We start from the raw sequence: 12,001 nt of genomic DNA on the forward strand, positions 1-12,001 counted from the left end.
AATCAGATTCCTTGTTCACTGAGCCACAGGTTCAGGGCCGCCAGTTGCCACAGTTTCGAGCCGCGCAACGGCGTCAGTTGGCCTTGCGGATCAGTCAGCAGTTTGTCGAGCATCGCCGGGTTGAACAGGCCGCGATCCTGACTCGGATCCAGCAGCAGTTCACGCACCCAGTTCAAGGTGTCGCCCTGCAAGTGCTTCAGGCCCGGTACCGGAAAATAGCCTTTTTTGCGGTCGATCACTTCGCTTGGGATCACCAGGCGTGCGGCTTCTTTCAGCACTTGTTTACCGCCGTCCGGTAGCTTGAACTGGCCGGGAATCCGCGCCGAGAGTTCCACCAGGCGATAGTCGAGAAACGGCGTGCGCGCTTCCAGGCCCCAGGCCATGGTCATGTTGTCGACACGTTTGACCGGGTCATCCACCAGCATCACCGTGCTGTCCAGACGCAGGGCTTTATCGACCGCTGCATCAGCGCCAGGCTGTGCGAAATGTTCCTTCACGAAGTCGCCGGCCGCGTCATTGGCCGTCAGCCATTTTGGTTGCACGGTGGCGGCGTAGTCGTCGTAGCTGCGGTCGAAGAACGCCGCGCGATAGGCTGCGTACGGATCGGCCGCACCGTCGACTTGCGGGTACCAGTGATAGCCGGCGAACAGTTCGTCGGCACCCTGGCCGCTCTGCACCACTTTGCAGTGCTTGGCCACTTCGCGGGACAACAGATAGAAAGCGATGCAGTCGTGGCTGACCATCGGCTCGCTCATCGCGCGGAACGCGGCGGGCAATTGCTCGATGATCTCTTTTTCGTCGATGCGCAATTGGTGGTGCTGAGTGCCGTAGTGTTTGGCGATCAGGTCCGAATACTGGAACTCGTCACCGCGTTCGCCGCCAGCGTCCTGGAAACCGATGGAAAAGGTCGACAGATTTTCCACGCCGACTTCGCGCAGCAGGCCGACGAGCATGCTCGAATCGACACCGCCGGAAAGCAGCACGCCGACATCCACTGCCGCACGTTGACGGATCGCCACGGCTTCACGGGTGCTGTCGAGCACGCGGTCACGCCAGTCTTCGAGGGTCAGATTCTTCTCGTCCTCGTGTGGGCCGTAGGGCAGGGTCCACCAGGTTTTCTGCTCGGTGCGGCCATCGGCTTCAACGCGCATCCAGGTCGCTGGCGGCAGCTTTTCGATGCCCGCGAGCAAGGTGCGTGGAGCAGGCACCACCGCGTGGAAATTCAGGTAGTGATTGAGCGCCACCGGGTCGAGGATCGGGTTGATGTCACCGCCCTTGAGCAGCGCCGGCAGGGCCGAGGCAAAGCGCAAACGCTGGCCGGTGCGCGACAGGTACAGCGGCTTTACACCGAGACGGTCGCGAGCGATGAACAGGCGCTGGGCGTCACGCTCCCAGATGGCAAAGGCAAACATGCCGTTGAGTTTCGGCAGCAGCGCTTCGCCCCAGGCGTGGTAGCCCTTGAGCAACACTTCGGTGTCGCCACCGGAATAGAAGGCATAACCGAGCGCTTCGAGTTCGGCGCGCAGTTCCGGGAAGTTGTAGATCGCACCGTTGAAGGCCAGCGACAAGCCCAGTTGGCTGTCGATCATCGGCTGCGCCGAGCCGTCCGACAGGTCCATGATTTTCAGGCGACGATGGCCCAGGGCAATCGGCCCTTGGGCATGGAAGCCCCACGCGTCGGGGCCGCGAGGGGCCAGGTGATGGGTAATTCGCTCAACCGCTGCAAGGTCCGCAGGTTGATGATCAAAACGTAACTCGCCAGCTAATCCGCACATAAAGTCCTTACCGGTTTTTCCGTTGGGGAGGGTCATTCAAGTCTGGCCAAAATGGCCGCTACTCAGAAACTGACCCGGTGCAGTTGTGGGAGTTTTAGAACGATAAGTTATAAGGGGTGGCGACTGACCAGCGGCCAGTCGCACTTTTTCACTTGCCGCGAATCAACGTGCGCAGCGCGAAACGGTTGGGATGGCAGGCCTCGGCGACGCTTCTGGGCAGTGGCAGCGGCTCGTTATCCAGCCACGCGGCGAGCAGCTCACCGGACAGCGGCGCGGTGATCAGCCCCCGTGAGCCGTGGCCACTGTTGACGTACAGACCGTCGAGCCACGGGCAGGCAATGTCCGGCACTTGTCGCGCATCCTTGCTCAACACCGCGTAGGCCTGCGCAAACGCCTGGCGGTCGGCCAGCGGGCCGACGATCGGCAAATAGTCGGGGCTGGTGCAGCGGAAAGCGGCGCGGCCTTCGAGCATTTCTGCAGGTCGTTCAGTGATGTGCAGGCGTGCGACCAGATCGCCGGAAATCTCTTCGAGCATCGCCAGGTTACCCAGGTGTTCGGCGGTGGTCGGCGTCAGGTCATCGCTGTTGAAGTCGAAACTGGCACCGAGGGTATGTTCGCCAAGACGTGCCGGTGCGACATAACCTTCGGCGCAGACCACGGTGTGCAGCGCCTGACTCTCGGCGGTTTGTGGCAGGCGCGTGATCTGCCCGCGAATGCGCTTGAGCGGCAGCTCGGCACTTTGCGCAAAACGTTTGATTTCCGCCGCGCCGGCCAATACCACCACCGGGGCGCTGGCGAGCAGGCGGTCGCCATCGAGGGCTTGCCATTGGCCCTCGACCTTGCGCAGCTCCAGCGCGTCGTGATGCTTGAGCAATTGGATGTTCGGTTGCGCGGCTTGTGCATGGCACAGCGCTGGTGGATGCACCCAGCCGCCCTCGGGGTAGTACAAGCCGCCGTGGGCCAGACCGATCCCGGCCTGAATTTCGGCTTGCGGCTGATCGAGCCAGTGCACCAAGTCTTCCGGGAACGCCGCGGCCAGTTGCGCCTGACGTTCGGCCTCTTTGGCATTGAACGCCAATTGCAGCACGCCGCAATCGTCCCAATCCGTACCGCGTTGCAGGGTTTCCAGCAGACGGCGGGTGTAGCCGAAGCCGCTGACGATCAGTTGCGACAACGCGGTGCCGTGGGCCGATAACTTCAGGTACAGCACGCCTTGCGGATTGCCCGACGCTTCTTGCGCCACGTCGGCATGCCGCTCCAGCAGGCTGACCTGCCAGCCCCGTGCCGCGAGACTGGCAGCGGTCGCGCAACCGGCCAGCCCGGCGCCGATCACCAGCGCTCGACGCTCACCGGTCAGCGGGGCAGGGCGGGCGAACCACGGTTTGTCCGGCGCGGGTAGCGCGACGTCCTGCGGCCAGCCGAGAAACTCGCCGCGCAGGATTTCCCACTTGTGACCAATGCCCGGTGTGCGCTTCATCTTGAAGCCGGCGGCATTGAGCAAACGCCGCACCCAGCCGGTGCTGGTAAAGGTGCTGATGGTCGAACCGGGTGCGGCCAGTCGAGCCAGTTCGATGAACAGCTCGGCGGTCCACATCTCCGGGTTTTTCGCCGGGGCGAAACCGTCGAGAAACCACGCATCGATCTGCGCATCGAGCTGCGGCAGTTGCTCCAGCGCATCGCCGATCAGCAGCGTCAGCGTGACTCGGCCACTACCCAGAATGATCCGCTGGAAGCCCTGATGGATCGCCACGTAACGGGTCAGCAACTGATCGGCCAGCGGCTTGAGCTCAGGCCACAAGGCCAACGCCCGTTGCAGGTCGGCTGGACTCAGCGGGTACTTTTCGACGCTGACAAAATGCAGTCGCGCACCGGCGACCGCGTGTTGCTCGAACAACTGCCAGGCGCAAAGAAAATTCAGCCCGGTGCCGAAGCCGGTTTCGCCGATCACCAGTCGCCCGTGCGCTGGCAACGCGGCAAACCGCTCGGCCAGACGGTTCTGTTCGAGGAACACGTAGCGGGTTTCATCCAGCCCCGACTGGTCGGAAAAGTACACGTCATCGAACACTCGCGAACGCGGGCGTCCTTGGTCATCCCAGTCGAGTTGGGCGTGGGGCGATACAGGTTTCATGGCAGGCTCGGCAACGACAAGGCGGCCATTCTAGCCGATCGGGCGCAGGCTGCTTGATCCATGGCAAGGCCTGGTTGCGCAGTCTCGAAGACAATCGATGATTTGGGCGCTGAACATAGATCCCCGTGAAGAGGGGCTTCCTACACAACATAGGCGGGGAATTTCTCCTCCATCGCCGTGCCCAATCCGCTAGTCTTGCTGAATCCTGGAAGGAGCCGTCCCCATGTTTGAATCCGCTGAAATCGGTCACGCCATCGACAAAGAGACATACGACGCGGCTGTGCCTGCTTTGCGTGAGGCGCTGCTCGAAGCGCAGTTCGAGTTGCAGCAGCAGAAGCGTTTCCCGGTGATCATTTTGATCAACGGCATCGAAGGCGCGGGCAAGGGCGAGACCGTCAAGTTACTCAACGAGTGGATGGACCCGCGCCTGATCGAGGTGCGCACCTTCGACCAGCAGACCGACGAAGAGCTGGCGCGACCACCGGCCTGGCGTTACTGGCGGATGCTCCCGGCCAAGGGGCGGATGGGGATTTTCTTCGGCAACTGGTACAGCCAGATGCTCCAGGGGCGGGTTCACGGTTTGTTCAAGGATCCGCGTCTGGATCAGGCGATCAACGCCGCCGAGCGTCTGGAAAAGATGCTCTGCGATGAAGGCGCGCTGATCTTCAAGTTCTGGTTTCACCTGTCCAAGAAACAGATGAAGGCCCGCCTCAAGGCGCTGGCCGATGACCCGTTGCACAGCTGGCGCATCAGCCCGCTGGACTGGCAGCAATCTGAAACCTACGACAAGTTCGTCAAATACGGCGAGCGCGTGCTGCGCCGCACCAGCCGCGACTACGCGCCGTGGCACATCATCGAAGGCATGGACGCCAATTACCGCAGTCTGGCGGTCGGCAAGATCCTGCTCGAAGGTTTGCAGAATGCCTTGAAACGCCCGGATGTTCATACCGAGGAGGTCAACGCCGCACCGCTGGGCACTGCGGTCGATCAACTGAACCTGCTCGACAGTCTCGACCTCAATCAACGACTGGAAAAGAAAGACTATGAAGAACAATTGATCACCGAGCAGGCGCGGCTGTCCGGGCTGATGCGTGACAAACGCATGCGCCGCCACGCGTTGGTGGCGGTGTTCGAAGGCAACGATGCGGCGGGCAAGGGTGGGGCGATCCGCCGGGTGGCGGCAGCGCTCGATCCGCGTCAGTACAGCATCGTGCCGATTGCAGCGCCGACCGAGGAGGAGCGCGCGCAACCGTACTTGTGGCGTTTCTGGCGGCACCTGCCGGCGCGGGGCAAGTTCACCGTGTTCGATCGCTCATGGTATGGCCGGGTGCTGGTGGAGCGGGTCGAGGGTTTTTGCAGCCCGGCCGACTGGCTGCGCGCCTACAGCGAGATCAATGACTTCGAAGAGCAGATCGCCGACGCCGGGGTCATCGTCGTCAAGTTCTGGCTGGCGATCGACAAAGACACGCAGATGGAGCGCTTCCAGGCCCGGGAGCAGATTCCGTTCAAGCGCTTCAAGATCACCGAAGACGACTGGCGCAACCGCGACAAGTGGGATGCCTATCGCGCAGCCGTGGGCGACATGGTCGACCGCACCAGCACCGAGATTTCGCCGTGGACCCTGGTCGAGGCCAACGACAAGCGCTGGGCGCGGGTCAAAGTGTTGCGCACGATCAACCGCGCGCTCGAAGAGGCGTTCGAGAAGTCCGACAAGCGCGCGAAAAAGCACAAGGACTGACCGATGGACACGCATACGCGGGGTGAATGATTGTCGCGGTCGGCGGCGGGGTGGACTTATGCTCGGTGCACTCTCATCCGACAACAACAATTGAGGTATGCCATGCGTGAAGTGGTGATCGTCGACAGCGTGCGGACCGGCCTGGCCAAGTCCTTTCGCGGCAAGTTCAACCAGACCCGTCCCGACGACATGGCGGCCCATTGCGTCAATGCGCTGCTGTCGCGCAACGACATCGATCCGGCCAGCGTCGAGGACTGCATTGTCGGCGCCGGCTCCAACGAAGGCGCGCAGGGTTACAACATCGGCCGCAACGTGGCGGTGCTCTCACGCCTGGGCACCAACGTGGCCGGCATGACCCTTAATCGCTTCTGCTCTTCGGGCCTGCAGGCGATCGCGATTGCCGCCAACCAGATCGCTTCCGGTTGCAGCGACATCATTGTTGCCGGCGGCGTCGAGTCGATCAGTCTGACCCTCAAAAGCGTCAACACCGATCACCTGATCAACCCGTTGCTCAAGCAGCAGGTGCCGGGCATCTATTACACGATGGGCCAGACTGCCGAAGTGGTTGCGCGCCGTTACGATGTCAGCCGCGAGGCCCAGGACCGTTATGCGCTGCAAAGTCAGCTGCGCACCGCCCAGGCGCAGGCCGCCGGGCTGTTCAATGATGAAATCGTGCCGATGGCGGTCAAGTACCGGGTCGAGGACAAAAACAGCGGTGAGGTGCAGATTCTCGACGGGATTGTCGATCACGACGACTGCAACCGGCCGGACACCACCTACGAAAGCCTCGCCGGCTTGAAGCCGGTGTTCGCCGAGGACGGTTCGGTGACCGCCGGCAATTCGTCGCAGCTGTCCGACGGCGCGTCGATGACCCTGGTGATGAGCCTGGAAAAAGCCCTGCAACTGGGACTCAAGCCCAAGGCGTTTTTCCGTGGTTTTACCGTGGCTGGCTGCGAGCCGGACGAGATGGGCATCGGCCCGGTGTTCTCGGTGCCGAAACTGCTCAAGGCCAAAGGCTTGCAGGTGGCGGATATTGATCTGTGGGAACTCAACGAGGCGTTTGCTTCGCAGTGCCTGTATGCCCGGGACCGGTTGGAGATCGATAACGACAAGTACAACGTCAACGGCGGCTCGATTTCCATCGGCCACCCGTTCGGCATGACCGGGTCGCGGCAGGTCGGGCATCTGGTGCGTGAGTTGCAGCGGCGCCATCTGCGTTACGGCGTCGTGACCATGTGCGTGGGGGGCGGGATGGGGGCGACGGGGTTGTTTGAGGCGGTGCGCTGACCCTGCAGATTTGTATTGCCTGTCAGGACGCTTTCGCGAGCAGGCTCGCTCCCACAGGTGGCCGCGTTCTCCTGTGGGAGCGAGCCTGCTCGCGAAGGGATCAAACCGGATTTACCGGTTTGAATCCAGAACCTGCATCCGCGCGATATACGCCTTTATTTCCTGCTCGGCTGTCTCCTGGCTGTCGAACGGCCCTTCAAGGGTGTTCTCCCGTGTGCAGAAAAACAGTTCGCCATTGACCCGACACACCCGGTCGCTACGAAAGTGCGTGGCGGGGGCGCTGTCCTGGGCGCGCATTCCTAACATGATCGGGCTCCTTGGATGATCGGGTGAAAGGATCCAATGAGCTTATGCCTGAAGCACTTGGCACGCCCGGGCAGCCGATCAACGGCGATTCGTCAATTTAATGCTGCGACCTGCACAGTTTCATTCGCGGCCTGGCCCGAACTGTCCCTGTGTTGCGTCTGCGTGCGGGCCTAGAATGACCGCTCTTGTCAGCAGGCATTGGGGTTCGCATGCACATTTCATCCGGTCGCTGGGTTTACGGTCTGTTCCTGGCGCTGCTGACGGCGTTTCTGTGGGGCATCCTGCCGATCAAGCTCAAACAGGTGTTGCAGGTGATGGACCCGATCACCGTGACCTGGTTTCGCCTGCTGGTTTCCGGCGGTTGCCTGTTCATTTATCTGGCTTCGGTCAAGCGTCTGCCGAGCCGCAAGGTGCTCGGCCCTCGAGGCGGCTGGCTGGTGCTGATGGCGGTTCTCGGGCTGGTAGGCAACTACGTGCTGTACCTGATGGGGCTTAACCTGCTGAGCCCTGGCACCGCGCAACTGGTGGTGCAGATGGGGCCGATCATGTTGCTGATCGCCAGCCTGTTTGTGTTCAAGGAGCGTTTCAGTATCGGTCAGGGCATTGGTCTGGCGGTGTTGCTGATCGGCTTTGTGCTGTTCTTCAATCAGCGCCTGGCCGAATTGCTCACCTCTTTGTCGGACTACACCGCGGGTGTGTTACTGGTGCTGTTGGCCTCTACGGTCTGGACGTTTTACGCGCTGGGCCAGAAGCAACTGCTCACGGTGTGGAACTCGTTGCAGGTGATGATGGTGATCTACCTGTTCTGCGCGCTGTTGCTTACGCCGTGGGTGCATCCGCTCAAAGCCCTGGAGTTGAGCCCGTTGCAGGGCTGGCTACTGCTGGCGTGCTGCATGAACACGCTGATTGCCTACGGCGCATTTGCCGAGGCGCTGGCACATTGGGAGGCGTCGCGGGTCAGTGCGACGTTGGCGATCACGCCGTTGGTGACCTTCGGCGCAGTGGCGATTGCCGCCGGGGTGTGGCCGGATTATGTGCATGCCGAGCAGATCAATGGTCTGGGTTATGGCGGGGCAGTGCTGGTGGTGCTGGGGTCGGCGCTGGTGGCGTTGGGACCGTCGTTGATTGCCGGGCTGAAGGCGCGGCGGATGCGGATTGCAGCCGGTTAGACCGCGTCGCTCCCATTCGCGAGCAGGCTCGCTCCCACATTTGACCGCATTTCCAACATGAGAATGCGGTCCACTGTGGGAGCGAGCCTGCTCGCGAAGACGGACTTTCAGGCGCTACAAATCAGCCCTTGGCACCAGCCTCGATCATGTTCTCCGGCCGTACCCACGCATCGAACTCTTCATCCGTCAGATACCCCAGCTGCAGCGCCGCTTCACGCAAGGTCAGGCCTTCGCTGTAAGCCTTCTTGGCAATCTCTGCCGACTTGTCATAACCGATGTGCGGGTTCAGCGCCGTCACCAGCATCAGCCCGCGTTCCAGGTGTCTGGCCATGACTTCGGCGTCTGGCTCAAGACCGGCGATGCAGTGCTGCTGGAAGTTGCTGCAACCGTCGGCGAGCAGGCGGATCGATTGCAGCAGGTTGTGGATGATCACCGGTTTGTACACGTTCAGTTGCAGGTGGCCCTGACTCGCCGCGATGCCGATGGTGACATCGTTGCCCAACACCTGGCAGGCGAGCATCGACAGGGCTTCACACTGGGTCGGGTTGACCTTGCCCGGCATGATCGAGCTGCCCGGTTCATTGGCCGGCAGCTTGACTTCGGCAAAGCCTGCGCGCGGGCCAGAGCCGAGCAGGCGCAGGTCGTTGGCGATTTTCATCAGGGCCACGGCGAGAGTTTTCAAGGCGCCGGACAGGCTGGTCAGCGGTTCATGCCCGGCCAGCGCGGCAAACTTGTTCGGCGCGGTGACGAACGGCAGGCCGGACAGGGCGGCAAGCTCTGCGGCAATCGCTTCGCCGAAGCCGTGCGGCGAATTCAAACCCGTGCCGACAGCCGTCCCGCCCTGCGCCAGTTCACACACCGCCGGCAGCGCTGAGCGGATCGCCCGCTCGGCGTAATCCAGCTGCGCTATAAAACCCGATAATTCCTGACCGAAGGTGATCGGCGTTGCATCCATCATGTGCGTGCGACCGGTCTTCACCAGTTTCATGTGGCGTGCCGCCAGTTCGGCCAGACCGCCGGACAGCTCGGCGATGGCCGGCAGCAATTGCTCCTGCACGGCCTTGGCGGTGGCGATGCTCATGGCGGTGGGGAAGCAGTCGTTGGAGCTTTGCGAGCGGTTGACGTGATCGTTGGGGTGCACTGGCGTCTTGCCACCGCGCGGGTTGCCGGCCAGTTCGTTGGCGCGGCCGGCGATCACTTCGTTGACGTTCATGTTGCTCTGGGTGCCGCTACCGGTCTGCCAGACCACCAGCGGGAACTGGTCATCGTGCTGGCCGTCGAGCACTTCGTCGGCGGCCTGTTCGATCAGGCGGGCGATGTCGGCGGGCAGGTCGCCGTTGCGGTCGTTGACCCGTGCGGCGGCTTTCTTGATCAGGGCCAGGGCGTGCAGTACCGGCAGTGGCATGCGTTCCTGACCGATGGCGAAGTTGATCAGCGAGCGTTGCGTCTGAGCACCCCAGTAAGCGTCGTCCGGGACTTCGATCTGGCCCAGGCTGTCGGTTTCGATACGGCTCATCGTGCACACTCCTGTTGGTCTGTTTGCGCAGTTTAGGCCCGGTCAGGCCTTGGTGGTTCCCTTGAACCGATTGTTGACCGGTAAAACCCCGTCAATCAAGCACGGCAAGGGCCGGGGGGTTGAGCCACGAGGTTTTTTAGGCGCAGAATGGTCGCCCTTGGGGTTTTACCTCGCTAGCTAGAAAAGGAAACTCGATGACTCGTCTTCGTGCCATCTGTACCGCGGTTGCACTGGTTTGCGCCAGCGGCCAGGTGCTTGCCGATACCGCCAGCCACAACGCCAGTGCCGAAGCTTTCCTGACCCTGGCGCACGCTGACAAACTGGGCACTCCGGTGTACATGCAAGTGCAGCAGATGTTTGCTCAGCGCTTTGAACAGACCAAAGCCCCGGAATCCAAGAAAGCCGTACTGGAAACCTACCAGGCCAAGGCCAATGCCGCCCTGGACCAGGCCATCGGCTGGAACAAGCTCAAGCCTGACATGGTCAAGCTCTACACCAGCAACTTCAGCGAATCGGAGCTCAAGGACCTGGTCGCGTTCTACCAGTCGCCACTGGGCAAGAAAGTCCTGGAAAAAATGCCGCAGCTGACCCAGCAATCGGCCCAGATGACCCAGGCCAAACTGGAAAGCGCCGTCCCTGTCGTCAACAAGCTGCTCGACGACATGACCAACGAGCTGGCACCGAAAGGCGCTGCGCCGGCCAAGAAGAAGTAAGCGGAGTTCGTGATGACCATGCAACAACGCATCGAATCGACGCTGAACCTGCTTCAGCCTGAGCATCTGCAGGTGCTGGACGAAAGCCACATGCACAGTCGCGGGTTGCAGACCCACTACAAGGCGGTGGTGGTCAGCGCGCAGTTCGAAGGCCTGAACCGGGTCAAGCGCCACCAGAAAGTCTACGGCACGCTCGGCGAGCTGATGGGCGAGTTCCATGCGTTGGCGCTGCACACGTACACCCCGCAGGAATGGGCAGAGGTGGGCGCCGCCCCGGCGTCGCCGACCTGTGCTGGCGGCAGCAAGCACTAAACCCGTGTTTTTTGCTAGAATCCGCAACGCGCCGCTCATCCGGCGCGTTTTTTTTTGAGTCCGGTTCACCCTTTGCGAGGGTAGCCACCTGGAGAAATACCCATGACACAACCGATTGTCGTGGCGGCACTGTATAAGTTCGTCACCCTCGAAGATTACGTCAACCTGCGCGAGCCGCTGCTGCAAGCGATGGTCGACAATGGCATCAAAGGCACTCTGCTGATCGCCGAAGAAGGCATCAACGGCACGGTGTCCGGCAGCCGCGAAGGCATCGACGGCCTGCTCGCCTGGCTGAAGAACGACCCGCGCATGATCGACATCGACCACAAAGAGTCGTACTGCGACGAACAGCCGTTCTACCGTACCAAAGTCAAACTGAAGAAAGAGATCGTCACCCTCGGCGTCGAAGGCGTGGACCCGAACAAAAAGGTTGGCACCTACGTCGAGCCGCAAGACTGGAACGCGCTGATCAGCGATCCGGAAGTGCTGCTGATCGACACCCGTAACGACTACGAAGTGTCGATCGGCACCTTCGAAGGCGCCATCGATCCGAAAACCACCAGTTTTCGCGAATTCCCCGACTACATCAAAGAACACTTCAACCCGGCCGTGCACAAGAAGGTCGCGATGTTCTGCACCGGCGGCATTCGCTGCGAAAAGGCCTCCAGCTACATGCTCGGCGAAGGTTATGAAGAGGTTTATCACCTCAAGGGCGGCATCCTGAAGTACCTCGAAGAGGTGCCGCAGGAAGAAACCAAGTGGCAGGGCGACTGCTTTGTGTTCGACAACCGCGTGACTGTGCGTCACGACCTCAGCGAAGGCGACTACGATCAATGTCATGCCTGCCGCACACCGGTCAGCGTTGAAGATCGCGCCTCCGAGCATTACGTGGCCGGCATCAGCTGCCCGCATTGCTGGGACAAGCTGAGCGAGAAAACCCGGCGCAGCGCCATCGATCGGCAGAAACAGATCGAACTGGCCAAGGCGCGCAACATGCCGCACCCGATCGGCTACAACTATAAACAAGCATCCACCGAGGCCTGATCATGTCTGCGCG

10 protein-coding genes are annotated in these 12,001 nt (G+C 61.6%); 6 read left to right on the plus strand and 4 right to left on the minus strand.

Features of this window, described 5'->3' with window-relative positions:
• Positions 1-2 precede the first annotated feature (2 nt).
• Complete coding sequence (locus tag U862_RS0125935) at positions 3-1,775, minus strand: N-acetylglutaminylglutamine amidotransferase (RefSeq protein WP_025113064.1); 1,773 nt, start codon at positions 1,773-1,775, stop codon at positions 3-5.
• A 148-nt stretch (positions 1,776-1,923) separates the two neighbouring features.
• Positions 1,924-3,903, minus strand: a complete 1,980-nt coding sequence (gene mnmC, locus U862_RS0125940) for a bifunctional tRNA (5-methylaminomethyl-2-thiouridine)(34)-methyltransferase MnmD/FAD-dependent 5-carboxymethylaminomethyl-2-thiouridine(34) oxidoreductase MnmC (protein ID WP_025113065.1) — start codon at positions 3,901-3,903, stop codon at positions 1,924-1,926.
• Between the two features lie 223 nt (positions 3,904-4,126).
• Here mnmC and pap point away from each other — a divergent pair, with 223 nt between their 5' ends.
• Positions 4,127-5,641: a polyphosphate:AMP phosphotransferase gene (pap, locus tag U862_RS0125945; protein ID WP_025113066.1), complete on the plus strand. Its 1,515-nt coding sequence runs from the start codon at positions 4,127-4,129 to the stop codon at positions 5,639-5,641.
• Positions 5,642-5,743: 102 nt separating this feature from the next.
• Entirely contained in the window at positions 5,744-6,928 is a 1,185-nt protein-coding gene (locus U862_RS0125950) for a thiolase family protein (RefSeq protein ID WP_025113067.1), read from the plus strand.
• 111 nt (positions 6,929-7,039) lie between these two features.
• On the opposite strand, the gene U862_RS0125955 is transcribed toward U862_RS0125950, so the two are convergent.
• Positions 7,040-7,234 carry a DUF6316 family protein gene (locus U862_RS0125955; protein WP_025113068.1) on the minus strand — a complete coding sequence of 65 codons (195 nt, stop codon included), beginning with the start codon at positions 7,232-7,234 and terminating at the stop codon, positions 7,040-7,042.
• A 209-nt stretch (positions 7,235-7,443) separates the two neighbouring features.
• Here U862_RS0125955 and U862_RS0125960 point away from each other — a divergent pair, with 209 nt between their 5' ends.
• Positions 7,444-8,403: a DMT family transporter gene (locus U862_RS0125960; protein ID WP_025113069.1), complete on the plus strand. Its 960-nt coding sequence runs from the start codon at positions 7,444-7,446 to the stop codon at positions 8,401-8,403.
• 121 nt (positions 8,404-8,524) lie between these two features.
• Here U862_RS0125960 and U862_RS0125965 read toward each other — a convergent pair whose 3' ends face one another.
• Positions 8,525-9,919, minus strand: coding sequence for a class II fumarate hydratase (locus tag U862_RS0125965; RefSeq protein ID WP_025113070.1), 1,395 nt, complete (start codon positions 9,917-9,919; stop codon positions 8,525-8,527).
• A 194-nt stretch (positions 9,920-10,113) separates the two neighbouring features.
• On the opposite strand from U862_RS0125965, the gene U862_RS0125970 reads away from it, so the two are divergent.
• The 3 genes from U862_RS0125970 to U862_RS0125980 all read left to right on the plus strand — a co-directional run bounded on the left by U862_RS0125970 (position 10,114) and on the right by U862_RS0125980 (position 11,988).
• Positions 10,114-10,632, plus strand: coding sequence for a DUF2059 domain-containing protein (locus U862_RS0125970; protein WP_003226938.1), 519 nt, complete (start codon positions 10,114-10,116; stop codon positions 10,630-10,632).
• Positions 10,633-10,644: 12 nt separating this feature from the next.
• Positions 10,645-10,944, plus strand: a complete 300-nt coding sequence (locus U862_RS0125975) for a BolA family transcriptional regulator (RefSeq protein ID WP_025113071.1) — start codon at positions 10,645-10,647, stop codon at positions 10,942-10,944.
• 102 nt (positions 10,945-11,046) lie between these two features.
• A complete protein-coding gene (locus U862_RS0125980; protein WP_025113072.1) occupies positions 11,047-11,988 on the plus strand; it encodes a rhodanese-related sulfurtransferase in 942 nt (313 codons plus the stop codon).
• Positions 11,989-12,001: the final 13 nt, after the last annotated feature.

Origin of the sequence: Pseudomonas sp. H1h (assembly GCF_000633255.1) — a bacterium.
In the GTDB taxonomy this organism is placed as follows: Bacteria; Pseudomonadota; Gammaproteobacteria; order Pseudomonadales; family Pseudomonadaceae; genus Aquipseudomonas.

Excerpts from the sequence above, each read along its gene's own strand:
- U862_RS0125935 (WP_025113064.1), bottom strand. The coding sequence starts at position 1,775 with ATGTGCGGATTAGCTGGCGAGTTACGTTTTGATCATCAACCTGCGGAC.
- mnmC (WP_025113065.1), bottom strand. The coding sequence starts at position 3,903 with ATGAAACCTGTATCGCCCCACGCCCAACTCGACTGGGATGACCAAGGA.
- pap (WP_025113066.1), top strand. The coding sequence starts at position 4,127 with ATGTTTGAATCCGCTGAAATCGGTCACGCCATCGACAAAGAGACATAC.
- U862_RS0125950 (WP_025113067.1), top strand. The coding sequence starts at position 5,744 with ATGCGTGAAGTGGTGATCGTCGACAGCGTGCGGACCGGCCTGGCCAAG.
- U862_RS0125955 (WP_025113068.1), bottom strand. The coding sequence starts at position 7,234 with ATGTTAGGAATGCGCGCCCAGGACAGCGCCCCCGCCACGCACTTTCGT.
- U862_RS0125960 (WP_025113069.1), top strand. The coding sequence starts at position 7,444 with ATGCACATTTCATCCGGTCGCTGGGTTTACGGTCTGTTCCTGGCGCTG.
- U862_RS0125965 (WP_025113070.1), bottom strand. The coding sequence starts at position 9,919 with ATGAGCCGTATCGAAACCGACAGCCTGGGCCAGATCGAAGTCCCGGAC.
- U862_RS0125970 (WP_003226938.1), top strand. The coding sequence starts at position 10,114 with ATGACTCGTCTTCGTGCCATCTGTACCGCGGTTGCACTGGTTTGCGCC.
- U862_RS0125975 (WP_025113071.1), top strand. The coding sequence starts at position 10,645 with ATGACCATGCAACAACGCATCGAATCGACGCTGAACCTGCTTCAGCCT.
- U862_RS0125980 (WP_025113072.1), top strand. The coding sequence starts at position 11,047 with ATGACACAACCGATTGTCGTGGCGGCACTGTATAAGTTCGTCACCCTC.